The organism is Pseudomonas mandelii (genome assembly GCF_002251635.1).
Classification (GTDB): Bacteria; Pseudomonadota; Gammaproteobacteria; order Pseudomonadales; family Pseudomonadaceae; genus Aquipseudomonas; species Aquipseudomonas mandelii_B.
This window is the reverse complement of the sequence record NZ_NMOJ01000212.1, coordinates 1-26,097: the sequence shown is the minus strand read 5'-3', so window position 1 is coordinate 26,097 and position 26,097 is coordinate 1. Positions and strand designations below refer to the sequence as shown.

At 59.9% G+C, this 26,097-nt stretch carries 27 protein-coding genes; 3 read left to right on the top strand and 24 right to left on the bottom strand.

Translation table 11 applies throughout. From position 1 onward, the window contains the following. Positions 1-12: 12 nt before the first annotated feature. The 9 genes from ccmI to ccmA all read right to left on the bottom strand — a co-directional run bounded on the left by ccmI (position 13) and on the right by ccmA (position 6,959). Positions 13-1,215: a c-type cytochrome biogenesis protein CcmI gene (gene ccmI, locus B7L09_RS26090; RefSeq protein ID WP_094471270.1), complete on the bottom strand. Its 1,203-nt coding sequence runs from the start codon at positions 1,213-1,215 to the stop codon at positions 13-15. Further along, positions 1,208-1,681 (bottom strand): cytochrome c-type biogenesis protein, encoded by a 474-nt coding sequence (locus B7L09_RS26085; protein ID WP_094471269.1) that lies wholly within the window; start codon positions 1,679-1,681, stop codon positions 1,208-1,210. The genes ccmI and B7L09_RS26085 overlap by 8 nt, the downstream gene beginning before the upstream one ends. Next, complete coding sequence (locus B7L09_RS26080; protein ID WP_094471268.1) at positions 1,678-2,214, bottom strand: DsbE family thiol:disulfide interchange protein; 537 nt, start codon at positions 2,212-2,214, stop codon at positions 1,678-1,680. The genes B7L09_RS26085 and B7L09_RS26080 overlap by 4 nt, the downstream gene beginning before the upstream one ends. Continuing rightward, on the bottom strand, positions 2,211-4,199 hold the full coding sequence (locus B7L09_RS26075; protein WP_094471267.1) for a heme lyase CcmF/NrfE family subunit: 1,989 nt from the start codon (positions 4,197-4,199) through the stop codon (positions 2,211-2,213). Before B7L09_RS26075 ends, B7L09_RS26080 begins: the two co-directional genes overlap by 4 nt. 3 nt (positions 4,200-4,202) lie before the next feature. Further along, entirely contained in the window at positions 4,203-4,658 is a 456-nt protein-coding gene (gene ccmE, locus B7L09_RS26070; protein WP_008026817.1) for a cytochrome c maturation protein CcmE, read from the bottom strand. Beyond that, a complete protein-coding gene (gene ccmD, locus B7L09_RS26065; protein ID WP_094471266.1) occupies positions 4,655-4,831 on the bottom strand; it encodes a heme exporter protein CcmD in 177 nt (58 codons plus the stop codon). Before ccmD ends, ccmE begins: the two co-directional genes overlap by 4 nt. Continuing rightward, a complete protein-coding gene (locus tag B7L09_RS26060; protein ID WP_094471265.1) occupies positions 4,828-5,583 on the bottom strand; it encodes a heme ABC transporter permease in 756 nt (251 codons plus the stop codon). The genes ccmD and B7L09_RS26060 overlap by 4 nt, the downstream gene beginning before the upstream one ends. A gap of 75 nt (positions 5,584-5,658) precedes the next feature. After that, the gene (gene ccmB, locus B7L09_RS26055) at positions 5,659-6,327 is read right to left on the bottom strand and encodes a heme exporter protein CcmB (RefSeq protein ID WP_094471264.1); all 669 of its coding nucleotides are present in this window, start codon (positions 6,325-6,327) and stop codon (positions 5,659-5,661) included. Continuing rightward, the gene (gene ccmA / locus B7L09_RS26050; RefSeq protein WP_094471263.1) at positions 6,324-6,959 is read right to left on the bottom strand and encodes a cytochrome c biogenesis heme-transporting ATPase CcmA; all 636 of its coding nucleotides are present in this window, start codon (positions 6,957-6,959) and stop codon (positions 6,324-6,326) included. Before ccmA ends, ccmB begins: the two co-directional genes overlap by 4 nt. A gap of 197 nt (positions 6,960-7,156) precedes the next feature. Between ccmA and fliK the strand changes: the two genes are divergently transcribed. Next, a complete protein-coding gene (fliK, locus tag B7L09_RS26045) occupies positions 7,157-8,731 on the top strand; it encodes a flagellar hook-length control protein FliK (RefSeq protein ID WP_094471262.1) in 1,575 nt (524 codons plus the stop codon). Next, positions 8,728-9,057, top strand: a complete 330-nt coding sequence (locus tag B7L09_RS26040) for an EscU/YscU/HrcU family type III secretion system export apparatus switch protein (RefSeq protein WP_094471261.1) — start codon at positions 8,728-8,730, stop codon at positions 9,055-9,057. Before fliK ends, B7L09_RS26040 begins: the two co-directional genes overlap by 4 nt. A gap of 114 nt (positions 9,058-9,171) precedes the next feature. Here the strand turns inward: B7L09_RS26040 and B7L09_RS26035 are convergent, their stop codons facing one another. The 14 genes from B7L09_RS26035 to flhA form a co-directional block, all read right to left on the bottom strand. Continuing rightward, positions 9,172-9,564 (bottom strand): DUF2802 domain-containing protein, encoded by a 393-nt coding sequence (locus tag B7L09_RS26035; protein WP_094471260.1) that lies wholly within the window; start codon positions 9,562-9,564, stop codon positions 9,172-9,174. Continuing rightward, a complete protein-coding gene (locus tag B7L09_RS26030) occupies positions 9,565-10,050 on the bottom strand; it encodes a chemotaxis protein CheW (protein WP_094471259.1) in 486 nt (161 codons plus the stop codon). An 89-nt stretch (positions 10,051-10,139) separates the two neighbouring features. Next, entirely contained in the window at positions 10,140-11,036 is an 897-nt protein-coding gene (locus B7L09_RS26025) for a CheW domain-containing protein (protein WP_094471258.1), read from the bottom strand. A 1-nt stretch (position 11,037) separates the two neighbouring features. Then, positions 11,038-11,826: a ParA family protein gene (locus B7L09_RS26020; RefSeq protein WP_094471257.1), complete on the bottom strand. Its 789-nt coding sequence runs from the start codon at positions 11,824-11,826 to the stop codon at positions 11,038-11,040. A 43-nt stretch (positions 11,827-11,869) separates the two neighbouring features. After that, a complete protein-coding gene (gene motD, locus B7L09_RS26015) occupies positions 11,870-12,760 on the bottom strand; it encodes a flagellar motor protein MotD (RefSeq protein WP_094471256.1) in 891 nt (296 codons plus the stop codon). 15 nt (positions 12,761-12,775) lie between these two features. Then, positions 12,776-13,516 carry a flagellar motor protein gene (locus B7L09_RS26010; protein WP_094471255.1) on the bottom strand — a complete coding sequence of 247 codons (741 nt, stop codon included), beginning with the start codon at positions 13,514-13,516 and terminating at the stop codon, positions 12,776-12,778. Continuing rightward, complete coding sequence (locus B7L09_RS26005) at positions 13,516-14,655, bottom strand: protein-glutamate methylesterase/protein-glutamine glutaminase (protein WP_094471254.1); 1,140 nt, start codon at positions 14,653-14,655, stop codon at positions 13,516-13,518. Before B7L09_RS26005 ends, B7L09_RS26010 begins: the two co-directional genes overlap by 1 nt. 50 nt (positions 14,656-14,705) lie before the next feature. Further along, positions 14,706-16,937: a chemotaxis protein CheA gene (locus B7L09_RS26000; RefSeq protein WP_094471253.1), complete on the bottom strand. Its 2,232-nt coding sequence runs from the start codon at positions 16,935-16,937 to the stop codon at positions 14,706-14,708. A 55-nt stretch (positions 16,938-16,992) separates the two neighbouring features. Continuing rightward, the gene (locus B7L09_RS25995) at positions 16,993-17,781 is read right to left on the bottom strand and encodes a protein phosphatase CheZ (protein WP_094471252.1); all 789 of its coding nucleotides are present in this window, start codon (positions 17,779-17,781) and stop codon (positions 16,993-16,995) included. A 22-nt stretch (positions 17,782-17,803) separates the two neighbouring features. Beyond that, entirely contained in the window at positions 17,804-18,175 is a 372-nt protein-coding gene (locus B7L09_RS25990; protein WP_176457772.1) for a chemotaxis response regulator CheY, read from the bottom strand. Between the two features lie 167 nt (positions 18,176-18,342). Further along, positions 18,343-19,083 carry an RNA polymerase sigma factor FliA gene (gene fliA, locus B7L09_RS25985; protein WP_094471250.1) on the bottom strand — a complete coding sequence of 247 codons (741 nt, stop codon included), beginning with the start codon at positions 19,081-19,083 and terminating at the stop codon, positions 18,343-18,345. After that, complete coding sequence (gene fleN / locus B7L09_RS25980) at positions 19,080-19,910, bottom strand: flagellar synthesis regulator FleN (RefSeq protein WP_094471249.1); 831 nt, start codon at positions 19,908-19,910, stop codon at positions 19,080-19,082. The genes fliA and fleN overlap by 4 nt, the downstream gene beginning before the upstream one ends. A gap of 116 nt (positions 19,911-20,026) precedes the next feature. Beyond that, the gene (gene flhF / locus B7L09_RS25975; protein WP_094471248.1) at positions 20,027-21,361 is read right to left on the bottom strand and encodes a flagellar biosynthesis GTPase FlhF; all 1,335 of its coding nucleotides are present in this window, start codon (positions 21,359-21,361) and stop codon (positions 20,027-20,029) included. Positions 21,362-21,372: 11 nt separating this feature from the next. Next, on the bottom strand, positions 21,373-23,502 hold the full coding sequence (gene flhA, locus B7L09_RS25970; RefSeq protein ID WP_094471247.1) for a flagellar biosynthesis protein FlhA: 2,130 nt from the start codon (positions 23,500-23,502) through the stop codon (positions 21,373-21,375). A gap of 233 nt (positions 23,503-23,735) precedes the next feature. Between flhA and B7L09_RS25965 the strand changes: the two genes are divergently transcribed. Beyond that, positions 23,736-25,082: a YncE family protein gene (locus tag B7L09_RS25965; protein ID WP_010456942.1), complete on the top strand. Its 1,347-nt coding sequence runs from the start codon at positions 23,736-23,738 to the stop codon at positions 25,080-25,082. A 139-nt stretch (positions 25,083-25,221) separates the two neighbouring features. On the opposite strand, the gene B7L09_RS25960 is transcribed toward B7L09_RS25965, so the two are convergent. Further along, positions 25,222-25,884 (bottom strand): hypothetical protein, encoded by a 663-nt coding sequence (locus tag B7L09_RS25960; protein ID WP_094471246.1) that lies wholly within the window; start codon positions 25,882-25,884, stop codon positions 25,222-25,224. Between the last annotated feature and the right edge of the window lie 213 nt (positions 25,885-26,097).

Sequence of the window (26,097 nt, the reverse complement as noted above, 5' to 3'; positions counted from 1 at the left end):
CGGTGGTTCCTGTTATTTATCCGGGCTGTCGATGGTCAGTTTTTGCGCTGCGGTGGTGCTGCTGGCCAGGGGCGGGCTGCGACCGATCCATTCGCCGGCAGTCGGTTGNCCGGCCCGGGATATGCGCGCAACCAGTTGGACTTCGGGGAAGTTCGACAGTTTCAACTGCGGCATCATCGCGTCAGCATCGCCCAGTTCGACAGTGACCGGCAAGTCGGCCACGGTCAAGCGCTTGGCGGCCAGTGGTGCCGGTGGACCTGAGGTGGCGCGGGCGAAGATGAACACGCTGTCGCCGGGCTGGACCTTGGCTTTCAACTCGGGTGCCAGATCCACGGTGACCTTAAGCTTCGCTGCCGCTTTGGCCACTGGGGCCTGGGCGACTTTGCCGCCGCTGGCTTCGAGTTTCTCGGTGGCTCGCGTGATCCCGCCTTGCAGCGCAGCACGGGAACTGTCCTCCGGCGGCAGTTGCGCCAACAGGCGATTCCAGTAGTCAATGGCGTCCTGATACCGCTGGCTTTCAAATGCCGCGATGCCCAGCAGGCCAAGGCTGGTGACTTCTTTCGGATCGGCTTTCAGCGCTTCGTCAGTCAGTGCCTGAATCTTGGGCGACCATTGCTTGTTGTCGGCAAAGTACTGCGCCTGGGCCCACTGGCCGAGCAGTTCCGGCTGACGACCGGCCAACGCCACGGTGCGTTCGAAGACTTTCGCTGCATCGCCAGGACGGTCCTGAGCCATGTACGNGCGACCGAGGAAGTACAAGCCCTCAGCCGAGTCCGGCTGGGCAGCGGCGGCACGCTCCAGACGCTGGGTCATGTCTTGCATGGACACCGGCGGCTGGGAGAATTCGCGGGTCAGTTCGACCTTGTCGCTTGCCCCGTAATGCAGGTACAAGCCCANCCCCAGGACCGGCACCAGAATCGCCGCCAGCAAGGGCCACAGTTTGCCCAGGCGCGCCACGCGCGGTGCCTCGACGCCTTCGGTGTCGGCGAGCAGTTCACGGGCAGCTTCGGCGCGACCGGTTTCCAGTTGCGCAGCGTTGAGCACGCCCTCTTCCTGCTCGGTTTGCAACTCAGCCACGCGCTCCTGATACAGCGCGACGTTCAGGGCAGTACGATCCTCTTCGAGCTGTGCACGACGGCCACGCAAAACGGGGATCAGCAGAAAACTCAGGGCAACCAGAAGTAGCAGACCTGCAGCGAGCCAGAAATCAATCATTCTTGGTTTTATCCAACAGGTGGTCGAGGCGCTCACGCTCCTCGGCAGAGAGCTCATCCTTGGTGTCAGCGCGTTGCACGCGACGACGGCGGACGATCACGGCGATGATCACAAAACCGCCCAGCAACAGGCCGGCGGGGCCGAACCAGAGCAGAGCGGTCTTGGTGTTCAGAGCGGGTTTGTAGCGGACGAAATCACCGTAGCGATCAACCATGAAGTCGATGATCTGCTGATTGTCCTTGCCCTCGCCCAACATGCGGAAAATCTCTTTGCGCAGGTCGGCGGCGATCGGTGCGTTGGAATCGGCGATGTCCTGATTCTGGCACTTGGGGCAACGCAGCTCTTTGGTCAGCTCGCGAAAACGCTCACGATCGCCTTCTTTGGCGAACTCGTAGGTGTCGATGGCGGCGTGGGCAACACCGGCCATGCTCAAACCCAATACAGCGGCGGCTATCCAGCGCTTCATGGCTTGGCCTCATCGACCAGTGCCTGATACTTGGCCGCCAGTTTTTCGCGCCAGACCTGTTCGTCGATCACCCCGACGAACTTGTCGCGGATGATGCCTTTGGCGTCGATGAAAAAGGTTTCCGGGGCGCCGTACACACCGAGGTTCAGGCCAAGGGAGCCCGCATCATCACGAATGTCCAACTGGTACGGGTTGTGGAATTCCGCCAGCCACTTCAAGGCGTCGGCGTTGACGTCCTTGTAGTTGATGCCGTAAATCACCACGCCCTTCTCGGCCAGTTTGTTCAGCACCGGGTGCTCGACCCGGCAGGAAATGCACCAGGTGCCCCAGACGTTGACCAGTGCAGGTTTACCGAGAATGTCGGCCTTGGTCAGGGTCTTGTCGCCCTGCACCGCTGGCAGGGAAAACTCCGGGAACGGCTTGCCGATCATCGCCGAAGGCAACTCGGCCGGGTCCAGATACAACCCGCGATACAGGAAAACAGCCACCACCAGAAAAATCGCCAGTGGCAACAGCATTAACCAACGTCTCATGCAGTGGCTCCCGACATACCGAGTGCTTCTCGCACGCGGCTTTTTACCTTGACCCGATAACGGCGATCCAGCGCCGCCAGCAACCCGCCAAAACCTGTGAGCAGCCCGCCGAACCAGATCCAGCGCACGAACGGTTTGACGTGCACGCGCACGGCCCAGGCGCCATCGCCCAGCGGTTCGCCGAGTGCGACGTAAATGTCACGGGTGAAACCGGCGTCGATCCCGGCTTCGGTCATCACCGAGTTCTGCACGGTGTAGAGGCGTTTTTCCGGGTGCAATACGCTGACTTCCTTGCCGCCCTTGATCACCCGGACGGTGCCTTTGTCGGAGGTGAAGTTCGGGCCTTCGTAGTGCTTGGCGCCTTCGAACACGAAGTGATAACCGGCCAGGTCCATGGACTCGCCCGGCGCCAGGCGCAAATCGCGCTCGGCACTGTTCTGGCTCGACAGCACGACGCCAAGGGCGCACACGGCGATGCCCAAGTGCGCGATCTGCATGCCCCAGTAGCTGCGGGTCAGGGTCGGCAGACCTTTGATCAGGCCTTTGTGGCGGGTCTTGTCGAGGATGTCGCGCACACCGGCCAACAGCACCCAGGCCGCGAGCATGAACGTGGCAATCACCGCCCAGTTGAAATCGCCATAAGCGACGCCAGCCACCACGGCCAACGCGGCACTGCCGAGCAACACCGGCGTGAGCATGCTCATCAGCCATTTGACCGGGGTGTCTTTCCAGCGCACCAGCATGCCGACGGCCATCACCATCATCAGCAACGCCATCAACGGAATGAACAACGCGTTGAAGTACGGCGGGCCGACCGACAGCTTGGCGCCGGTCATCGCATCGAGAATCAGCGGATACAAGGTGCCGAGCAGAATCATCGACGCCGCCACCACCAACACCAGGTTATTGCCCAGCAGCAGTGTTTCCCGGGACCACAGGTTGAAGCCGACGTGGCTCTTCACCACCGGGGCGCGCAGGGCGAACAGCGTCAGCGAACCGCCGACCACGAACAGCAGGAAAATCAGGATGAACACGCCGCGCTCCGGGTCGGAGGCAAAGGCGTGAACCGAGGTCAGCACGCCGGAACGCACCAGGAACGTACCGAGCAAGCTCAACGAGAACGCGGCGATGGCCAGCAACACGGTCCAGCTCTTGAACACGCCACGTTTTTCCGTGACCGCCAGCGAGTGAATCAGCGCCGTACCGACCAGCCAAGGCATGAACGAGGCGTTTTCCACCGGGTCCCAGAACCACCAGCCGCCCCAGCCGAGTTCGTAGTAGGCCCACCACGAACCCAGGGTGATGCCGATACCGAGGAAGGCCCAGGCAACGATGGTCCATGGACGCGACCAGCGCGCCCACGCCGCATCAAGGCGACCGCCCATCAGCGCCGCAATAGCGAAGGCAAATGCCACCGAGAAACCGACGTAACCCATGTACAGCATCGGCGGGTGAACGATCAAACCGATGTCTTGCAGGAGCGGATTGAGGTCCGCGCCGTCGCTGGGCACTTGCGGCAGAATGCGTTTGAACGGGTTCGAGGTGAGGATCAGGAACAGCAGGAAACCGGTGCTGATCATGCCCATCACGGCCAGCACGCGGGCCAGCATCACTTGCGGCAACTGCCGGGAGAACACCGACACCGCAAAGGTCCAGCCGCCGAGGATCAAGGCCCAGAGCAGCAGCGAGCCTTCGTGAGCGCCCCACACCGCGCTGAACTTGTAGTACCACGGCAAGGCGCTGTTGGAGTTGCTGGCCACGTAGGCGACGGAAAAGTCGTCGGTCATAAAAGCGTAGGTCAGGCAACCGAAGGCGAACAACAAAAAGGCGAACTGGCCCCAGGCCGCTGGCTGCGCGAGGCTCATCCACAAACGGTCACCGCGCCAGGCGCCGAGCAACGGCACGATGGCCTGGACCAGCGCAAAACAGAGCGCCAGGATCATGGCCAGGTGGCCGAGTTCAGGAATAAACAGTGCGGATGTCATCGATCAACCCTCCTTCGCGGGCGTTGGAGCAGATTGACCGCTGTCTTTCAAAGCCTTGGTCACTTCCGGCGGCATGTACTTTTCATCGTGCTTGGCCAGCACTTCGTCGGCCACCACCACGCCGTCGGCGTTCAGTTTGCCCAGCGCCACGATGCCCTGACCTTCACGGAACAGGTCCGGGAGGATGCCGCGGTAGCTGATGGTCACGGATTTGTTGAAGTCGGTGACGATGAATTTCACGTCCAACGAATCACCGGAACGTTGCAGCGAGCCCTTCTCGACCATGCCACCGGCGCGGATGCGCGTGTCTTGCGGGGCTTCGCCGTTGGCGATCTGGGTCGGGGTGTAAAACAGATTGATGTTCTGCTGCAGGGCGCTCAGGGCCAGGCCGACGGCAGCGCCGACACCCACCAGGATCGCGAGAATGATGATAAGACGCTTTTTGCGCAGCGGATTCACTTGCCGTTCTCCCGGCGCAAACGACGCGCCTCTTGTTGCAGGTAACGCTTGCGGGCCAGGATCGGCGCGGCGACGTTAAGGGCCAGCACCGCCAGGCAGATGCCATAGGCCGTCCAGACATACAGGCCATGATGGCCCATGGCGAGAAAATCACTGAAAGAAGCAAAACTCATCGAGCGGCCTCCAGACTGTTCTGCACTTCAGCTTTCACCCAGCTCGCCCGGGCTTCGCGCTTGAGCACTTCAAGGCGCATGCGCAGCAACAGCACAGCGCCGAAGAAACAGTAGAAACCCAGCACCGTCAGCAACAGCGGCGCCCACATTTCCACGGGCATTGCCGGTTTTTCGGTGAGGGTGAAGGTGGCGCCCTGGTGCAGGGTGTTCCACCACTCCACCGAGTACTTGATGATCGGGATGTTGATCACGCCGACGATGGCCAGTACCGCACAGGCCTTGGCGGCGCTGTCACGGTTACTGATGGCGTTGCCCAGGGCAATCAGGCCGAAGTACAGGAACAGCAGGATCAGCATCGACGTGAGACGCGCATCCCACACCCACCATGAACCCCAGGTCGGTTTGCCCCAGATCGCGCCGGTGACCAGCGCCACGGCAGTCATCCATGCGCCGATGGGGGCGGCGCATTGCAGGGCGACGTCGGCCAGTTTCATTTTCCAGACCAGCCCGACGATGCCGCACACCGCCAGCATGACGTAGNAGGACTGGGCCAGCATCGCGGCCGGCACGTGGATATAGATGATGCGAAAGCTGTTGCCTTGCTGGTAATCCGGCGGCGCGAAGGCCAGCCCCCAGACCAGGCCGATGCCGATCAGCAACAGGGCTGCGATGCTCAACCACGGCAGCAGCTTGCCGCTGATGCCGTAAAACCATTTGGGCGAGCCGAGCTTGTGAAACCAGGTCCAGTTCATTGCTGTTTCCATCACGGTTGCTCNTCGCTTTGANGAGCNNAGGGTCTTTACTGATTAACGCTTAACCAGACCTCATTATTCGCCGACGCTGATCTTCAGGCCAGCCGCTATAGCAAAGGGTGTCAGGGTTACCGCCAGGGCGGTCAGGCTGCCAAGCCACAAGAGGTAACCCGTCGCCGGCATACCCTGCAAGGCCGCCTGCAAGGCGCCACTGCCGAGAATCAACACCGGGATGTACAGCGGCAGAATCAGCAGCGCCAGCAACAGGCCGCCGCGTTTCAATCCTACCGTCAGGGCTGCGCCCACCGCACCGAGCAGGCTCAGCACCGGTGTACCCAGCAATAAAGTAAGCAGCAACACCGGCAGACAGGCGGTTGGCAAACCGAGCATCAACGCCAGCAGTGGAGCGAGCAAAACCAGTGCCAGGCCAGAGAAGGCCCAGTGTGCCAGTACCTTTGCCAGTACCAGAAGTGGCAAAGGGTGCGACGAAAGGACCCACTGTTCCAGGGAACCGTCTTCGAAATCACTGCGAAACAGCCCATCCAGCGAGAGCAGGACCGATAAAAGGGCCGCGACCCAGACCAGTCCCGGAGACAAGGTTTGCAACAATTGAGACTCGGGACCGACCGCCAAAGGGAACAGCGAAACGACGATCGCGAAAAAAACCAGCGGATTCGCCAGTTCAGCCGGACGGCGGAACAGCAGACGGGCCTCACGGGCGACCAACAGGCCGAAAACACTCATACGGCCCACTTCCCCAGATCGATATCGCGATAGCTGGCCGGCATCCGGCTCAGCGTGTGGTGGGTGGTCAACACCACCATGCCGCCGCGCTCACAGTGGGCGGCCAGGTGTTCTTCGAGTTGCGCCACGCCTTGTTTATCGAGGGCGGTGAACGGTTCGTCGAGAATCCACAGCGGCGGGCNGTCCAGATACAGCCGAGCCAACGCCACACGGCGCTTCTGCCCGGCGGACAGCGTGTGGCAGGGAACATCCTCGAAACCGCGCAGTCCGACATCGGCCAGCGCTTGCCAGATAGCCTCGTGGGAAGCCGGTTGATGCAGGGCGCAGAGCCAGGTCAGGTTCTCCTCTGGCGTCAGCAAGTCCTTGATCCCGGCGGCATGCCCGATCCACAGCAGGTTGCGCGCCAGTTCAAGGCGCTGATCGTTCAGCGGCTGGCCGTTGAGCAGCACTTGACCGGCGGTCGGCTGCATCAGGCCGGATAGCAGACGCAGGAGGCTGGTCTTGCCGCTGCCGTTGGGGCCACTGATTTGCACCATTTCGCCACTGGCCAGTCTCAATTCGAGATTTTCGAAGAGCAGCCGAAGGTCTCGCTCACAAGCAAGGGCAACGGTTTGCAGGACAGGACTGGTCAAGAGATCACGGGCCTTTTGCGGTTCAAGTCGGCGGCGGAGCGGCCGCTAAAGAGATGCAGCATAGATGCATTGGCGGCCTGTTCTAGAGAGCTGCGTCAAACAAATGCAATGTTTTCGCCACTCCCCGAAAGACGGGCGGCATTATACATGCCATGCCCTACTCTAAAGAGTGCATTTTCCTCAGGTTGTGACCGCGTATGACAGGCGAAATGAACATCCTCCCGCTACCGCAGACCACGCCCGCGACTTCGCGGCCGCTGGTGGTAAGTGGCGACCTGCTCAAGCTGCTGACGCCGATGGAGGGCCTGATCACTCCCGGTCAGACCGCCAAGGCCGAAGTGCTGTCGCTCAAGCAGGCGGATCAGAGCTTTGAACTGTTGCTCAAAGTCACCCTAGACAGCGGCCGCCAGACCACGGTCCAGGCCACCAGCACCCAGCCGCTGCCTCAAGGTACCAGCCTGGCGATCACCCAACCGTCAGCGAGCAACCTGGCGATCACGGTGCAACAGGCCATTGCTTCCAGCGTCGCCACCCTCACCCGCATCGACACGGCGCAACTACCGGTCGGAACGTTGTTGCAGGGCAAAGTGCTGACCTCGCAAGTGTTGCCGCAGGTGCCGGGCCAGCCGACGGTGTTTCGTTCGATGGTGAGCCTGCTCAACACCGCGTTAAGCGGCAGCACGCTGAGCATCGAGAGCCCGACGCCGCTGCGTATCGGCACGTTGTTGAGTGCCTTGGTGCAGGACACGCAAACCTTGAAGTTCGTGCCGCTGAGCAGCCGTCAGGAGCAGCTGGCGGTCACCCAGCAATTGGTCAGTCAGCAGAGCCGCCAAGGCTCGCTGGATGGTTTGATCAAAGTCCTGCAAAACCTGCCACCGTCGGACCAGACCTCCAGCGACCTGCGGGTTGCCGTGGAAAAACTGCTGGCCGGTTTGCCGGACGTTCGGCAACTGAGTACGCCAAAAGGCCTCGCCCAGGCGCTGGCCAACAGCGGACTGTTCCTCGAAGCAAAACTGCTGACCGGGCAAAACCCGACACTGGCGCCGGACATGAAAGGCGATCTGCTCAAACTGATCGCGCAACTGACGCCAGGGCTGCCGGCCAACACCAATCTCAATGCGATCATTGCCGCCAACACGCTGGTCCAGTCCATGCCGAGTTTCGTGCGCAGTGCCCTCGGCATGCTCGGTCAGGTCAGCGCCAAGCCGTTGCCGACCAGTTTCCCGTTGCCCGAACGGCTGCTGCAAAGCCACGACGGCGAAGACGATCTGGAGCATTTGCTGCGCCTGGCCGCAGCGGCCGTTTCTCGCCTGCAAAGCCATCAATTGTCGAGTCTCGAGCAAACCGGGGTCACTGACGACGGTCGACTGCTCAGCACCTGGCAGTTGGAAATCCCCATGCGCACCTTGCAGGACATCGTGCCATTGCAGGTCAAGTTCCAGCGCGAAGAAGCGCCCGAGAAAGACCAGCCCCACGAACGTCGAGACGAACGCGAGCCGAAACAACCACTGTGGCGTGTGGACCTGGCGTTCGACATGGAGCCGCTGGGCCCGTTGCAAATTCAGGCGCAGTTGATCAAAGGCAGCCTGTCCAGCCAGCTCTGGGCCGAACGGCCATACACCGCGAGCCTGATCGAAAGCAATCTGGCCGGGCTGCGCCAGCGTCTGCTGGACTCCGGGCTGAACGTCGGCGATCTCGACTGCCACCTCGGCACGCCACCGCAAGGCCCGCAAACCCGCCTCGAACAACGCTGGGTCGACGAAACCGCATGAGAAACCCCAACACCCCACGCCAGGCCATCGCCCTCAAATACGACGGCACCCACGCCCCTACCCTCACGGCCAAAGGTGACGAGGAACTGGCCGAAGCCATTTTGAAGTTGGCGCGGGAAAATGAAGTGCCGATCTATGAGAACGCGGAGCTGGTGAAGCTGCTGGCGCGCATGGAATTGGGGGACAGTATCCCGGAGGAGTTGTACCGCACGGTGGCNGAGATTATTGCGTTTGCCTGGAACCTGAAGGGCAAGTTTCCGGCGGGGCATGATCCGGAGGCGGTGATGGTGGAGAAGGATGTGACTGAGCGCGGGGATGATTATTGAATTTGGGTTGAATGCAAAAGATCGCAGCCTCGTTTCACTCGACAGCTCCTACATTGGGATCGCGTATCCCTGTAGGAGCTGTCGAGTGAAACGAGGCTGCGATCTTTTGATCTTCTAGTTCTTGTGAAGCTTGCGCATCAACTCCGCCTCAGCCTGGGTCAACCCNCAAGACTGAGTNAGCTCATCNACGGTNGCGCCCATGCCCACCAGCTTCGCCGCCTGGGCAAACGACAGGCTCGACGGATCGCGCTGTTCCAGCTGGGCCAGTTTGTCCGGCAAGGGGCCGACGACGGCGCGCAGTTCGTGCAGGTCTTCACCCATGCGCACGTTGCCGCTCTGATAGTCGTCGACGCGCTTGGCCAGGTCCTTGATGCGCTGATCGCGCAACGCATCACCCTGGGCCTGTTGCGCGGCGATTTGCCGTTGAGCGCGAATGTACGCCAGGAACATTGCCAGCGTGCCTGCCCAGAAAAGGAACAGGACAATGACCGCTACCTCAAGAATCAATCAGATGTTCTCCAGATCCGACCACTCTTCTTCGCTCATCATCTTGTCCAGCTCAACCAGAATCAGCAGTTCGCCGTTCTTGTTGCACACGCCCTGGATGAACTTGGCCGATTCCTCGTTGCCCACGTTCGGCGCGGTTTCCACTTCCGATTGGCGCAGGTAAACCACTTCGGCCACGCTGTCGACCATGATCCCGACCACTTGCTTGTCGGCTTCAATGATGACGATTCGGGTGTTGTCGTTGACTTCGGTCGGCGCCAGGCCAAAACGCTGGCGGGTGTCGATCACCGTCACCACGTTGCCGCGCAGGTTGATGATGCCCAGCACGTAGCTTGGCGCACCCGGTACCGGCGCAATTTCGGTGTAGCGCAGCACTTCTTGCACGCGCATCACGTTGATGCCATAGGACTCGTTGTCCAGTTTGAAGGTAACCCATTGCAGGATCGGATCTTCGGAACCTTTTGCATTCGTCGCTTGACTACTCATACCCTGACCCCTCGAAAAACCGCTTCTGGCGGTGTGTATTCTGTGTGGCGGCATTCAACAATGCCGTCGCCTACTTGTTATGTCGGCAGCTATGTCGGTTTGTGTAGCGGCTTGCTGCCGCCCATGTGCTTTGCCCCACCGCTGGCGATCAACTCGGCCAGGGCGGAAACGTCGAGCAAGGCGCACATGTGCTCAATCACGGTGCCCGCCAACCAAGGCCGCTGGCCTCGGTGACTGCGCCATTTGATTTCGTTCGGGTCCAGGCGCAACGAGCGACTGACTTGATGCACCGCCAGCCCCCACTCGTAGCCCTGCACCGAGATCACGTACTGCAAACCCTGGCGGAAGTCATCGCGGTAGCGGTCGGGCATCACCCAGCGCGCGGTGTCCAGGACTTTCAGGTTGCCGGCCTGACTTGGCAGGATCCCGAGGAACCATTCCGGCTGACCGAACAGCGGTGTCAGCTCCTGGCCTTCAAGCGAATAGATCGAACCTAGGCACACCAGCGGCACCGCCAGGGTCAACCCGGCGACGTCGAACAGCAGGCATTCGAACGGCTCGGCGGCCCATGCCGGGCGCCCGTCATTTTCTACCGGTGGCGGCGTATTGCTCGGCGGCAGATGGACTTCGACCAGCGGCGGCACCAGGGTTTGCAGCAACGGTGCGAGGGTCGAGACCGGCGCCAGGATCGGTGCGGGCGCTTCTTCGATCACCACCGGAGCTTTTGCGACCGGAGCCGCCACGGGCGCTACGACAGGTGCAGCGGTCACGACGGACTTCTGCGCATCACGCGCCTGCTCTTCAAGTACGGCTGCCTGGAACTCGTCCAGCGCAGCCTCAACCTCTACCGCTTCAACAACCTCAATGACTTCAGCCACCGCTTCCACTTCCAGCGGCAACTCTTCAGTCGCTTCCATCAGCAGGCTGTCCAGATACGACTGGAGCGCCAGTTGCGGACGCGAGGTAATCTTCACCGGCCGATTCATCTCAGGCCACCTGCGGGACAAGTTGTGCTGCCAGCAAATGCTTGAGCAAGGCGCGATAAGCGAGAACCCCACGGCTCTTGCCGTCGAATTGCGAAGGCGTCAGCCCGGCCCGGCTCGCGTCCCGCAGGCGCGTGTCGATCGGGATGTAGCCTTGCCAGATTTCTTCCGGGTATTTGTCGCGCAGCACGCGAAGGGTCCCGAGGGACGCCTGGGTGCGGCGGTCGAACAGGGTCGGAATGATGGTGAACGGCAACGCCACTTTGCGTGAGCGGTTGATCATCGCCAGCGTATTGACCATGCGCTCCAGGCCTTTGACGGCCAAGTGCTCGGTCTGCACCGGAATCACCAACTGCTGGCTCGCGGCCAAGGCGTTGACCATCAGCACACCGAGCAACGGCGGGCTGTCGATGATCGCGTAGTCGAAGTCCTGCCACAGTTGCGCCAGGCTCTTGGCAATCACCAGGCCCAAACCACTCTGGCCCGGCGATTGACGCTCGAGCGTGGCCAGAGCGGTACTCGACGGCAACAGCGAAATACGTTCGTCGCTGGTCGGCAACAGCAACTGCCCGGGCAAATCGCTCGGCACGCTGCCCTTGTGCAGGAACAGGTCGTAGCAGCTGTGCTCCAGCGCATCCGGGTCGTAGCCGAAATAGCTGGTCATCGAGCCATGCGGGTCCAGGTCGACCACGACCACACGCTTGCCCGCCTCGGCCAGCAAGCCGGCTAAGGCGATGGAGGAAGTGGTNTTACCAACACCACCCTTTTGATTGGCAACGGCCCAGACTCTCATTCGGATTGTTCCTCCCGGTCGATACGCTCGACCGAGAAATAGCTCAACGTGTTAATGCAGGCGACGGAGAATTGACGGCGCTCTCTCGTACCGGCGACTTAACGGTTGGCGGTGCAGTTTGTGTGCCAGCCCGCTTCAAGGCCGCATCCGGTGTTGCATTGGCGGTACCGGTGCCGGTCAGGCTGCGGCGTACATCCAGGTTGCGTGACACCACCAGCACCACGCGGCGGTTGCGCGCTCGGCCTTCGGCGGTGGCGTTATTGGCCACCGGCTGGAATTCACCATAGCCCACCGACGCCAGGCGCCCAGGGTTTATGCCCTGCATCGCGAGCATGCGCACGATGCTCGACGCCCGGGCCGACGACAGCTCCCAGTTGGTCGGGTACTGCGCAGTGCTGATCGGGAAATTGTCGGTAAAGCCTTCAACGTGAATCGGGTTTTCAAACGGTTTGAGTATCGCCGCGACCTTGTCGATGATGGTGAACGCCTGGTCGCTCGGCAATGCGTCGGCGCTGGCGAACAGCAGGCTGGAGTTCAGCTCGATTTCGACCCACAACTCATTGCCGCGCACGGTCATCTGGTTGGATTTGATCAGGTCGCCAAAGGCGGCGCTGATGTCATCGGCGATGCTTTTCAGCGGGTCGCTGGTGCCACCGATGCCGGCAGCGATTTCATCACTGTCGTTGACCAGCGGCTTGGCCGGGGTCACGGTCTTGGGCCGCTCTTCGCCAATCGGAATCGGTTTCAGGGCACGGTCGGTGTCATTGAACACGCCGATCAGGGCCTGGGAAATGACTTTGTACTTGCCTTCGTTGATCGACGAGATGGAATACATCACCACGAAAAACGCGAACAGCAAGGTGATGAAGTCCGCGTAGGACACCAGCCAGCGTTCGTGATTGACGTGTTCTTCAGGTTGCCTGCGACGTGCCATGGTCCATGTCTCCCATCAATCCATGAAGCCCTGAAGCTTCAACTCAATAGAGCGAGGGTTTTCACCTTCGGCGATCGACAGGATCCCTTCCAGCAACATTTCGCGATAACGCGACTGGCGCATGGCAACCGACTTGAGCTTGCTCGCCACCGGCAACAACACCAGGTTGGCACTCGCCACGCCATAGATGGTGGCGACAAACGCCACGGCAATGCCGCTGCCCAACTGCGACGGGTCGCCCAGGTTGCCCATCACGTGGATCAGGCCCATCACCGCACCGATGATACCGATGGTTGGCGCGTAGCCGCCCATGCTTTCAAAGACTTTGGCGGCGTTGATGTCGCGGCTTTCCTGGGTGAGAAAATCCACCTCCAGGATGCTGCGAATCGCTTCCGGCTCGGCGCCGTCCACCAGCAACTGCAAGCCTTTGCGCGAGTAGCTGTCAGGTTCAGCATCGGCCACCCCTTCCAGACCGAGCAAACCTTCCTTGCGCGCGGTCAGGCTCCAGTTGACGACGCGGTCGATGCCGCCGGCCAGATCAACGCGAGGCGGAAACAGAATCCAGCCAATGATTTGCATGGCACGTTTGAAGGCGCTCATCGGTGATTGCAGCAATGCCGCGCCGATGGTCCCACCGAGTACGATCAGCGCCGCCGGGCCGTTGGCCAATGCGCCGAGGTGACCGCCTTCNAGGTAGTTGCCGCCGATAATTGCGACAAACGCCATGATGATGCCAATCAGGCTCAATACATCCATCAGATACACGCCTCGACCAAGTGCCTGCCAATATCGTCCAGACCGTAGATTGCGTCGGCGAGGTCGGCTTTGACGATGGCCATCGGCATGCCATAGATCACGCAGCTGGCTTCGTCCTGGGCCCAGATTGCACTGCCGCCCTGCTTGAGCAGGCGAGCGCCTTCACGGCCGTCGGCGCCCATGCCGGTGAGCACCACCGCCAGAACTTTGTCGCCGTAGGACTTTGCCGCCGAACCGAAGGTGATATCCACACACGGCTTGTAGTTCAGACGCTCGTCGCCCGGCAGGATTTTCACCGCGCCACGGCCGTCGATCATCATTTGTTTGCCACCCGGCGCCAGCAGCGCCAGGCCAGGACGCAGGATGTCGCCATCCTCGGCTTCCTTGACGGTGATGCGGCACAGCTTGTCCAGGCGCTCGGCGAAGGCCTTGGTGAAGGCCGCGGGCATATGCTGGATCAACACGATCGGCGCCGGGAAATTGGCCGGCAGCTGGGTCAACACCCGCTGCAGGGCAACCGGACCGCCCGTGGACGTACCGATGGCCACCAGTTTGTAGGCTTTGCGTTTTGGCGCGGGCGACGACGGGCCGGACGAGGCCGGGGCGTGGGTACGCACCGGCACGGGTGCCGGAGCCGGACGCGAAGGCGTGCTGCTGCCGTAACTGCTGACGCTCGAAGGCGCAGGCGTCGGGGCTGGCGCGGCGACCGGGGCCGGTGCGCTGTAGGTGCTGGCACGACGGTTACTGCGCGAGATGCTGAGAATTTTCTCGCACAGCAGTTGCTTGACCTTCTCCGGGTTACGGGAGATGTCTTCGAAATTCTTCGGCAGGAAGTCCACCGCGCCGGCGTCCAGCGCATCCAGGGTTACCCGGGCGCCTTCATGAGTCAGCGAGGAGAACATCAACACCGGGGTGGGGCAGCGCTGCATGATATGCCGAACAGCCGTGATGCCATCCATCATCGGCATCTCGTAGTCCATGGTGATCACGTCCGGTTTCAACGCAATGGCTTGATCAATCGCCTCTTTGCCGTTAGTGGCCGTACCGACCACCTGGATGGTTGGATCGGCGGAAAGAATTTCCGAGACGCGGCGGCGGAAGAAACCCGAATCGTCCACCACCAGGACCTTGACTGCCATAAACACTCCGTTAGGACGGNGCGNGGCNNAGTCGCCCNGCNCCACCAGAATCAAATACGCCGTGCGGCGTAACGCTTGAGCATGCTCGGAACATCGAGAATCAGCGCGATCCGACCGTCACCGGTGATGGTCGCACCCGACATGCCCGGGGTTCCCTGCAGCATTTTGCCCAAAGGCTTGATGACCACTTCTTCCTGGCCGACCAGTTGATCGACGACAAAGCCGATCCGCTGGGTGCCCACGGAGAGAATCACCACATGGCCTTCGCGCTGCTCTTCATGCTTGGCCGATGCCACCAGCCAGCGCTTGAGGTAGAACAGTGGCAACGCCTTGTCGCGTACGATCACCACTTCCTGGCCGTCCACCACGTTGGTGCGCGACAGGTCGAGGTGGAAGATTTCGTTGACGTTGACCAGCGGGAAAGCGAACGCCTGGTTGCCCAGCATCACCATCAGGGTCGGCATGATCGCCAGGGTCAACGGCACCTTGATGACGATCTTCGAGCCCTGGCCCTTGGTCGAGTAGATATTGATCGTGCCGTTGAGCTGGGCGATTTTGGTTTTCACCACGTCCATGCCCACGCCGCGTCCGGAGACATCGGAAATTTCGGTCTTGGTCGAGAAACCTGGCGCGAAGATCAGGTTGAAGCAATCGGACTCGCTGAGGCGATCGGCTGCATCCTTGTCCATCAAGCCTTTCTTCACGGCGATGCCGCGCAGGACATCAGCGTCCATACCCTTGCCGTCATCGGAGATGGACAGCAGGATATGGTCGCCTTCCTGTTCAGCGGACAGGATCACCTTGCCGTTACGGGACTTGCCCGAGGCTTCGCGCTCTTCCGGGGTTTCGACGCCGTGGTCGACGGCGTTGCGCACCAAGTGGACCAGCGGGTCGGCCAGGGCCTCGACAAGGTTTTTGTCGAGGTCGGTTTCTTCACCCACCAGTTCCAGGTTGATTTCTTTCTTGAGCTGGCGTGCCAGGTCGCGAACCAGACGCGGGAAGCGGCCGAAGACTTTCTTGATCGGCTGCATCCGCGTTTTCATCACCGCGGTCTGCAAGTCAGCAGTGACCACGTCGAGGTTCGACACGGCTTTCTGCATGGCTTCGTCGCCGCTGTTCAGGCCCAGGCGCACCAGGCGGTTACGCACCAGCACCAGTTCGCCGACCATGTTCATGATGTCGTCCAGGCGTGCGGTATCAACCCGCACGGTGGTCTCGGCTTCGCTGGCCGGTTTTTCCGGTGGCGGCGCGGACGGTGCGCGGGCTGGAGCCGGTGCAGCGGCAGCCGCCGGTTTCGGCGCTTCGGCTTTTGGCTCGGGCGCTTTGGCAACCGGTTTCGGCGCAGTAGCCTTGGCGGCTGGAGCAGCCACCGCAGCACCTGTGCCGACTTCAGTGAATTTGCCTTTGCCATGCAATTCGTCGAGCAGCGATTCGAACTCGTGATCGGAGATCAGATCACCGCCGGCCGCTTTCGCGGTTGGCGCAGCCGCGGCGGGTACGGCGGCAATGGCCGATTCCAGCGCGTCCACCGCAAAGTTGCCCTTGCCGTGCAGCTGGTCGAGCAGTGCTTCGAATTCGTCGTCGGTAATATCGGAGCTGTCGCCGGCCGCTTTCGGAGCAGACGGTGCAGCAGCCGGTGCCACCGCGTCGACGGCGAACTGGCCTTTGCCGTGCAGTTGATCGAGCAACGACTCGAACTCGGCATCGGTAATTTCGTCGCTGGCCGCCGAATCGGCAGCCGCCACTGGAGCAACCGCCGGCGCTTCGGCTTGAGCCTTGACAGCGTTCAGCGAGTCCAGCAATTGTTCGAATTCGTTATCAGTGATGTCGCCCGATTCTTCAGCGGCAGGTGCTTCGACCACTTCAGCAACCGGCGCAGATTCATCAGCCGTTTGCGGCTCGGCCAGACGGGCCAGTGCCGCGAGCAATTCAGGCGTGGCAGCCGTAATCGGGCTGCGTTCGCGAACTTCGGTGAACATGCTGTTCACCGCATCCAATGCTTCGAGAATCACGTCCATCAGTTCCGAGTCGACGTGTCGCTCACCCTTGCGCAGGATGTCGAATACGTTCTCGGCGATGTGACAGCACTCCACCAGCTCATGGAGCTGGAGGAAGCCGGCGCCCCCTTTTACAGTGTGAAAACCGCGAAAAATTGCATTGAGCAGGTTCGCATCATCCGGGCGGCTTTCCAGCTCGACCAGTTGCTCGGACAGTTGCTCTAGAATTTCGCCGGCCTCAACCAGGAAATCCTGAAGGATCTCTTCATCGGCGCCGAAGCTCATTAAGGGGGTGCTCCTAACAGGTTTAAAAACCTAAAAAACCTAAAATGCTAAAACTCTAAAATCCTAGGCTGGATAACAAATCGTCCACATCGTCCTGACCGGACACAACGTCTTCACGTTTATCGGCATGAATCTGCGGACCTTCACCCTTGGCGAGATGTTTTTGTGGATCTTTTTCAGCCAGCATCGCATCACGGTCATGTTCGATACCCGCAAAGCGGTCTACCTGACTGGCCATGAGCACGAGCTTGAGCANGTTGCTTTCCACTTCGGTGACCAACTGGGTCACGCGTTTGATCACCTGACCGGTGAGGTCCTGGTAATCCTGGGCCAGCAGAATGTCATTGAGGTTGCTGGCAACCTTGCGATTGTCTTCGCTGCTGCGTGTCAGGAAACCGTCGACACGCCGGGCCAGTTCGCGGAACTCTTCAGCCCCGACTTCGCGACGCATGAACCGCCCCCAATCCGTGCTCAACGCCTGGGCTTCTTCACTCAGGCTGTTGACCAGGGGCGTGGCGTTTTCCACCAGGTCCATGGTGCGGTTGGCGGCGGCCTCGGTCAGCTTGACCACATACCCCAGGCGCTCGGTGGCGTCCGTGATTTGCGACACTTCCTCGGCTTGCGGCATGTTCGGGTCAATCTGNAAATTGACGATCGCACTGTGCAGCTCGCGTGTGAGCTTGCCCACTTCCTGGTACAGGCCGCGGTCACGGGTCTGGTTAAGCTCATGGATTAACTGCACCGCGTCGCCGAACTGGCCTTTTTCAAGGCTTTCGACCAACTGGTGGGCATGTTTTTTCAGGGTCGATTCAAAATCGCCCAGTGAAGATTCTTTATGCTCCATAGCTCCCCCGTGGCGCAGTGGATCAACCGATGCGTTCGAAAATCTTCTCGATTTTTTCTTTCAACGCCTGGGCCGTGAAGGGTTTGACCACATAGCCGTTAACACCGGCCTGGGCCGCTTCGATGATCTGTTCACGCTTGGCTTCGGCGGTCACCATCAGCACAGGCAGGCTGCGCAGTTTTTCATCGGCGCGCACGTGACGCAGCAAGTCGATGCCGGTCATGCCCGGCATGTTCCAGTCGGTTACCAGAAAGTCGATGCTCCCGCTGTTGAGGATAGGAATCGCCGTCAGGCCGTCATCCGCCTCGACCGTGTTGGTGAACCCAAGGTCACGCAACAGGTTTTTTATGATCCGCCGCATCGTTGAGAAGTCATCAACGATGAGGATTTTCATGTTCTTGTCCAATTCGACCTCCAAGCAGTCTTAAACGCGCCCAGCACCTGGACGCGCCATTTCAATCAATCCGGCAATGCACTCGATGACTGTCTGGAGCACAACAGATCGCGACCGGTGCAGTTCAACACCCCACCGGCCTCGTTCGCAGTGTCCCCACACTGCCTTCAGCGCGCTCGCCACTCCCCCAAACGCCCCCGCAAACGGGCCGCGCACTGGCTATGCAGCTGGCTGACACGCGATTCGCTGACCCCCAGGACCTCACCGATTTCCTTGAGGTTCAGCTCTTCGTCGTAGTACAGCGCCAACACCAGTCGCTCACGCTCAGGCAAATTGGCAATCGCTTCCGCCAACGCCCCCTGGAAGCGTTCATCTTCCAGGTCGCGCGACGGTTCGAGATGTGCACTCGCGCCGTCCTCGTGCAGCCCTTCGTGTTCGCCGTCCTGCAACAGGTCGTCGAAACTGAACAGGCGGCTGCCCAAGGTATCGTTCAAAATCCCGTAGTAATCGTCGAGACTCAATTGGAGTTCGGCCGCAACTTCATGATCTTTAGCGTCACGACCTGTTTTTGCTTCAATTGCACGAATTGCGTCACTGACCATTCGCGTGTTGCGGTGTACCGAACGCGGCGCCCAGTCCCCTTTACGCACTTCATCGAGCATCGCACCACGGATACGGATACCCGCATACGTCTCGAAACTCGCGCCTTTGCTCGCGTCGTATTTGGTCGACACTTCGAGCAGGCCGATCATGCCGGCCTGGATCAGGTCTTCAACCTGTACACTGGCAGGCAGGCGTGCCAGCAAGTGGTAGGCAATGCGTTTGACCAGTGGCGCGTAACGCTCGATCAGCTCGTACTGCGCGTCACGTGCCGACTTCTTGTAGAGGTTGTAGCCACTGGCTGTCATAGGACGGGTCCTGCGGTCTGATGCACCAATCGCTCGACGAAAAACTCCAGATGCCCGCGCGGGTTGGCGGGCAACGGCCATGTGTCGACCTTCTGCGCGATCGCCTTGAACGCCAGGGCGCACTTGGACCGCGGGAACGCTTCGTAGACGGCGCGCTGTTTCTGCACGGCCTTGCGCACGCTTTCGTCGTATGGCACCGCGCCAACGTATTGTAAGGCGACATCGAGGAAGCGATCCGTGACCTTGGTCAACTTGGCGAACAGGTTTCGCCCTTCCTGCGGGCTTTGGGCCATGTTGGCCAGCACACGGAAGCGGTTCATGCCGTAATCGCGGTTCAGCAGTTTGATCAGCGCATAGGCATCAGTGATCGAGGTCGGCTCGTCGCACACCACCAGCAAGACTTCTTGCGCTGCGCGAACGAAACTGACTACCGAGTCACCGATCCCGGCGGCGGTGTCGATCACCAGCACGTCGAGGTTGTCGCCGATGTCACTGAACGCCTGGATCAGGCCGGCGTGCTGGGCCGGGCTCAGATGAACCATGCTCTGTGTGCCGGACGCGGCCGGAACGATGCGAATACCGCCAGGGCCCTGCAACAGAACGTCGCGCAGCTCACAGCGGCCCTCGATCACATCGGCAAGGGTGTGTTTGGGTGTCAGCCCCAGCAGAACGTCGACGTTCGCCAGCCCCAGGTCAGCATCCAGCAGCATGACCCGACGGCCAAGCTCTGCCAGGGCCAGGGACAAATTCACTGACACGTTAGTTTTTCCGACGCCACCTTTGCCGCCGGTCACCGCGATCACCTGTACGGGATGCATGCTGCCCATTTTATTTCTTTACCTTGTCTTGCATAGACGGAGGCCACATTACTGGCTGCGCGCTCAATAACTGAACAATGCATGGCAGACCATCGATGTAGGTACAAAAACTGTTCATTAGTACCTCAGCCAACCTGCTTGGTCGGGCTGTGGTAAATATCAGCGAACATGTCGGCCATCGCTTCCTCGCTAGGCTCTTCTTGCATTTGCACGCTGACAGCACGGCTGACTAACTGATGACGGCGCGGCAGATGCAAATCATCCGGAATACGCGGGCCATCGGTCAGGTAGGCCACCGGCAATTCATGACTGATCGCCAGGCTCAACACCTCGCCCAGACTTGCCGTTTCATCCAGTTTAGTCAGGATGCAGCCAGCGAGCCCGCAGCGCTTGTAGCTGTGATAGGCAGCGGTAAGAACCTGTTTCTGGCTGGTGGTTGCAAGCACCAGGTAATTTTTTGACTTGATGCCACGCCCAGCCAGGCTTTCCAGCTGCATGCGCAATGCCGGGTCGCTGGCCTGAAGGCCGGCGGTATCGATCAACACCACGCGTTTGCGCAGCAACGGATCCAGCGCCTGCACCAGCGATTGGCCCGGATCAACGTGGGTTACCGACACGTTGAGGATCCGGCCCAGGGTCTTAAGCTGTTCCTGGGCGCCAATACGGTAGCTGTCCATGCTCACCAGCGCGATATTCTGCGCGCCGTACTTGAGCACATAACGCGCAGCCAGCTTGGCCAGGGTGGTGGTCTTGCCCATGCCGGCAGGGCCGACCATGGCGATCACACCGCCCTCTTCCAGGGGTTCGACTTCCGGTGTGNCAATCATCCGTGCCAGGTGGGCCAGCAACATGCGCCAGGCCTGACGGGGTTCGTCAATGTCGGTAATCAGTGCCAACAGGTCGCGGGACAACGGGCCGGACAGGCCGATACGTTGCAGGCGACGCCAAAGATTGGCCTGGGCCGGACGGCTGCCTTGCAGCTGATTCCAGGCCAGGGAGCCGAGTTGTACTTCCATCAATTCGCGCAGGCTGTTGAGTTCGAAACGCATCGAATCGAACGCCCGTGGATCGACGCCGCCAGCGGCAGGTGCCGGGGCTGGCGCCGAGCGACGAGGTTCGGCATACGTCGGCTCGATCAGCGGCTCGGCGGCGGTCAACGGCAGGCCGGCGAACAACTGGCGATTGGTGGTCTTGTCGCCTTCGGTTTCGCCGTCGCCACGCAGGCTCAATTCGGCCTGGGCGGTGACGATCCGCGACTGGGTCTTGCGCAGCTCATCCTCGAGTTCCATGTTCGGAACACGCGGGGCCAGCGCCGACAATTTGTAATCCAGGGCAGCCGTCAGCTCGACACCGCCGGCAATACGGCGGTTTCCAATAATCGCGGCATCGGCGCCCAGCTCATCACGTACCAGTTTCATGGCCTGACGCATATCGGCGGCGAAAAAACGCTTAACTTGCATATCCCACTACCTCAGCCGTTGGGCCCTACTGTCGCGACAATAGTCACTTGCTTGTTGTCAGGAATTTCCTGATAAGCCAAAACGTGCAAACCCGGGACTGCCAGTCGGCCGAATCGCGAAAGCATCGCGCGAACCGGGCCGGCCACCAGCAGAATCACCGGGTGACCCGCCATTTCCTGACGCTGCGCGGCTTCGATCAACGAACGCTGTAGCTTCTCAGCCATGCTTGGCTCCAGCAGAACGCCCTCTTCCTGGCCTTGCCCTGCCTTCTGAATACTATTGAGCAATATTTGTTCCAACCTTGGCTCCAAGGTGATAACAGGCAGCTCAGACTCAACCCCTACAATGCTTTGCACGATTGCACGGGACAATCCGACGCGCACCGCAGCCACCAGCGCGGCAGTATCTTGACTCTTGGCGGCATTGTTCGCGATGGCCTCGGCAATGCTGCGAATGTCGCGCACCGGCACCTGTTCGGCGAGCAAGGCCTGCAGCACCTTGAGCAACTGCGACAGCGAGACCACCCCCGGCACCAGCTCTTCAGCCAGTTTCGGCGAGCTTTTGGCCAGCAATTGCATGAGTTGCTGGACTTCTTCGTGACCGATCAGTTCGCTGGAGTGCTTGTACAGAATCTGGTTCAAGTGCGTCGCCACGACCGTGCTGGCGTCGACCACGGTGTAACCNAAAGACTGTGCCTGGCTGCGCTGGCTGACTTCGATCCACACGGCTTCCAGGCCAAAAGCCGGATCTTTGGCGGTTATGCCGTTGAGTGTGCCGAATACCTGGCCGGGGTTGATCGCCAGTTCGCGGTCGGGGTAGATCTCCGCTTCGGCGAGGATCACGCCCATCAGGGTCAGGCGGTAGGCACTGGGCGCCAGGTCGAGGTTGTCGCGGATGTGCACGGTGGGCATCAGGAAGCCCAGGTCCTGGGACAGCTTCTTGCGCACACCCTTGATCCGCGCGAGCAACTGACCACCCTGGTTGCGATCCACCAGCGGAATCAGGCGATAGCCGACTTCCAGCCCGATCATGTCGATCGGCGTCACGTCGTCCCAGCCCAGCTCCTTGGTTTCCATGGCACGGGCTGGCGATGGCAGCAGCTCCTGTTGACGCTTGACCTCTTGCAGGGCCTGAACCTTGACCACGTTCTGCTTCTTCCAGAACAGGTATGCGCCGCCAGCAGCCAAGGCCGCCATGCTGAGAAAGGAGAAGTGCGGCATGCCGGGCACCAGGCCCATCACTGCCATCAAACCCGCCGCCACGGCCAACGCCTTGGGCGAAGCGAACATCTGCCGGCTGATCTGCTTGCCCATGTCTTCGGAGCCCGAAGCACGGGTCACCATGATGGCTGCAGCTGTAGATAACAACAGTGATGGCAATTGCGCCACTAAACCGTCACCGATGGTCAGCAAGGCGTACACCTTGCCCGCATCGCCGAAGGTCATGCCGTGCTGGAAGATGCCGACTGCCATGCCGCCGATCAAGTTGATGAACAGAATCAGCAGGCCGGCGATGGCGTCGCCGCGTACGAATTTGCTGGCACCGTCCATGGAGCCGTAGAACTCGGCTTCCTGGGCCACTTCCAGGCGGCGGGACTTGGCTTGGTTCTGGTCGATCAGGCCGGCGTTGAGGTCGGCGTCGATCGCCATTTGTTTGCCGGGCATGGCGTCGAGGGTAAACCGCGCACTCACCTCGGAAATCCGCCCGGCGCCCTTGGTCACCACCACGAAGTTGATGATCATCAGGATCGCGAACACCACGATACCGACCACATAGTTACCACCAATCACCACTTCACCGAAGGCCTGGATCACCTTACCGGCGGCGGCGTGGCCGTCCTGACCATGAAGCATCACCACCCGCGTAGACGCCACGTTCAGCGCCAGGCGCAGCAGGGTCGCAATCAGCAGGATGGTCGGGAATACTGCGAAATCCAGCGGCCGCAATGCATACACGCACACCAACAGCACGACGATGGACAGCGCAATGTTGAAGGTAAAAAACACGTCGAGCAGGAACGGCGGCACCGGCAGCATCATCATGGCCAGCATGACCAGCAGCAACAACGGCACACCCAGGTTGCCCCGACTCAAGTCGGCAACGTTTGTGCGTGCAGTGTTGAATAACTGAGAGCGATCCACCGGTTTTCCCCGTTTCTTTAAAGCAAACTTTTGACGCCTGAAAGAGGCGCAGGGCGACTATTGCAAGAAACCTTCCAACTTTTGCAGAGGGGGGAAATAGAGGGGCGTATTGAATGTTGGTCGTAGCGCAGAGCCTGCGCGTCCTGCACTCAAGCCGTGTCGCGTTCGACCGAGGCACTCGCAAGGATTTACGATGCCCCCCCCCGAACGCAGATTGATCCAGGAATTGCCCCATGAACAGCACACGCACGTCACTGACTGCACCGTCGGTGAAAGTTAATCTCGACACTCTCGACTGGAAAGACACCGGAATCAGGCTTGCCTCCCGCGAAGACTTCTTTCCCTACAATGGGGTGAACGTAACCATTGCCGACCCGTGTTTAGCCTCAGACAACGAACTGGAGCTACTGCTCGACGACAAAGTCATTGCTCGACACATCATCACAACTGCGGATGCCGGATCGCCTTTGACGATCCATGTGAAGCCCGAGGACCTCACCGAAGGCCGACATGAACTGAGCTATCGAGTAAAAATCAACAACCAGCCATTTCAAACATGCGAGCAACGCGCAGAGATTCACGTTGCACTCAGGTCTCTGACAGACCTGCGCCTGGAAAAGGCGACCTCCCGTCACCACGGCCCATTTGCGCAGATCCAGATAAGCTACCCGCACGCTGCCCCCCTGGCGACGCGGGCGAACGACAATATACAGATGGTCCAGGGCATCCACGGCCTCACCCTCAACCGGGATGCTTCACGGCTGTATTTCGTTCAATCCCCGGATGGCAGCGTCAGTTATGTCCGCGCAATGGATACCCGTACTCAGACAATCGTTCATAGCTACTCACCTGAAACGGGAGGCGAAACGTTAGGTGGCCTAAGCCCGAACGGTGACCATGCTTACGTCAACAGTCGTTACTCGAATTACATTTGGGAGATCGACACTAAAACTCACGACATCAAGAAAGGCGCCGACCTCGAATCCGGCTCACCTTATATGGTGGTGAGTTCAAGCGGCGAACGTCTCTATGCCTGTAACACACTGGGAATCAATGGGTACTTGAAAGCAGTCGATACAAGCACTCAGTCCATTGTCCTGTCGCTGCCGATCAATCCGTGGCCTTTTGGCCTCGCTATCAATTCCAGCGGTTCGCGTGTGTACCTTGCCCACGGGGGCGACGCGGAGTCGGACTCCGATCCAACCGCTATTGACGTCATTGACACTGAAAAATTAAAAACTGTCGCAAGAATACCGATCACTGGATCTGCCTACTCGATGGCCCTGAACCAGGACAGTACTCGCCTTTATGTGGCCGATATCAGTGCTAGCGAAATTGCGGTAATTGATACGGCTACCAACAAAATCATCAATGTTGCCTGGAGCGAAAAATCGCCGAGACATGTGTCGGTGAGCGCCGACGGTAAGCACCTCTATGTCGTTACGTTTACCTCCGCGTTCATCTGGGTTCTGGATGCTGTAAGCCTGGAGGTTATCCAGAAAATCGATACAGGAAAGAACAACCTGAAAGAGGTGCTTGCGCGGCCTGACAACGGCATCTTTGTGCTTTATTTCTATTAGAATCCCAGGATAAAAGCCTACTCACCTGCAGTTTTCCAACTGCAGGTCTCCCTTCGCAACTTTTGCGCAGGGAGGTTCGAAACAGAAGGGCTCACGTCAGCGGTCGTCAGGCACAAAAACATCACACACCAGCGCTCAATCATCCCGCCGTCAGAATCTGCGCCTCACGGATGGCACCGAAATCAAGCGTTCTGCCAACCATGTACCGTGTACCTTTATTCATCTGCAATCCCTCCGCCTCCACCAACTCCTCCAAGGCATAGCCAAGTATGACGACTGTCCCCGGCGCAAGGGAATCACCCGCCATGTTGTGCCCCAACAACAGGTCTAATGCCCATTGAAATTTAATGACCGGCAAATCACTCACCAGAATCGGGCGTTTTTTCGAATGGCGATAATCTACTGTGGCGACCACTTGCAGTTGCCCATCGACAAATGAGAATTCAGGTTTGTGAGGGCGTCGCTGCAAGACCCCGGCGGACCACTGATCGTTGTAGTTTTCTGGATCCGTAAAAAGGCGGCACAACTCCTCTGTGCTACCGATTTTTCCGGCCGAATCTTCTAAATAGTTGAAGCTGTCATGGCTGGCGAACCCTTCCAACGAGGGCCTGATGGCATTTTTTGGAAAGTTTAAATATCCAGGTATATGAGCATTGGCCATCTGCACAAAGCACGCGAAATCCAGAACCAATTTAAAAGTAACGGTGTAACCGATGGCGCGATCGCGTGGATATTCTTCCAACTTCCCGGAGACGAACTCCATCTCCATGCCTTGCAGTTTTTTAAACGGTTGCACTGCCATAATTGATCCCTCTAAGACATGACGTAAACACCAATCCCTGGTATTCCGGCCGAATGACCAGAACCACCACTGCAAGGACAATGAACGGGAGAATTCCCACAAGTATGAAAGCGCCGGAGGCGCCGACTGCCTACTGTCAGAACTAACAGGTACTAAGGGCATCTAAANGNNCGGGATCAGGAATCGCGGCGCAAATCCGGTGGAATCGGCAAA

Bases quoted from the DNA above. Each gene is read 5' to 3' on its own strand.
- B7L09_RS26085 (WP_094471269.1), bottom strand. From the start codon at position 1,681: ATGAAGCGCTGGATAGCCGCCGCTGTATTGGGTTTGAGCATGGCCGGT.
- B7L09_RS26080 (WP_094471268.1), bottom strand. From the start codon at position 2,214: ATGAGACGTTGGTTAATGCTGTTGCCACTGGCGATTTTTCTGGTGGTG.
- B7L09_RS26075 (WP_094471267.1), bottom strand. From the start codon at position 4,199: ATGACATCCGCACTGTTTATTCCTGAACTCGGCCACCTGGCCATGATC.
- ccmD (WP_094471266.1), bottom strand. From the start codon at position 4,831: ATGAGTTTTGCTTCTTTCAGTGATTTTCTCGCCATGGGCCATCATGGC.
- ccmB (WP_094471264.1), bottom strand. From the start codon at position 6,327: ATGAGTGTTTTCGGCCTGTTGGTCGCCCGTGAGGCCCGTCTGCTGTTC.
- fliK (WP_094471262.1), top strand. From the start codon at position 7,157: ATGACAGGCGAAATGAACATCCTCCCGCTACCGCAGACCACGCCCGCG.
- B7L09_RS26030 (WP_094471259.1), bottom strand. From the start codon at position 10,050: ATGAGTAGTCAAGCGACGAATGCAAAAGGTTCCGAAGATCCGATCCTG.
- B7L09_RS26025 (WP_094471258.1), bottom strand. From the start codon at position 11,036: ATGAATCGGCCGGTGAAGATTACCTCGCGTCCGCAACTGGCGCTCCAG.
- motD (WP_094471256.1), bottom strand. From the start codon at position 12,760: ATGGCACGTCGCAGGCAACCTGAAGAACACGTCAATCACGAACGCTGG.
- B7L09_RS26005 (WP_094471254.1), bottom strand. From the start codon at position 14,655: ATGGCAGTCAAGGTCCTGGTGGTGGACGATTCGGGTTTCTTCCGCCGC.
- B7L09_RS26000 (WP_094471253.1), bottom strand. From the start codon at position 16,937: ATGAGCTTCGGCGCCGATGAAGAGATCCTTCAGGATTTCCTGGTTGAG.
- B7L09_RS25990 (WP_176457772.1), bottom strand. From the start codon at position 18,175: ATGAAAATCCTCATCGTTGATGACTTCTCAACGATGCGGCGGATCATA.
- fliA (WP_094471250.1), bottom strand. From the start codon at position 19,083: ATGACAGCCAGTGGCTACAACCTCTACAAGAAGTCGGCACGTGACGCG.
- fleN (WP_094471249.1), bottom strand. From the start codon at position 19,910: ATGGGCAGCATGCATCCCGTACAGGTGATCGCGGTGACCGGCGGCAAA.
- B7L09_RS25965 (WP_010456942.1), top strand. From the start codon at position 23,736: ATGAACAGCACACGCACGTCACTGACTGCACCGTCGGTGAAAGTTAAT.
- B7L09_RS25960 (WP_094471246.1), bottom strand. From the start codon at position 25,884: ATGGCAGTGCAACCGTTTAAAAAACTGCAAGGCATGGAGATGGAGTTC.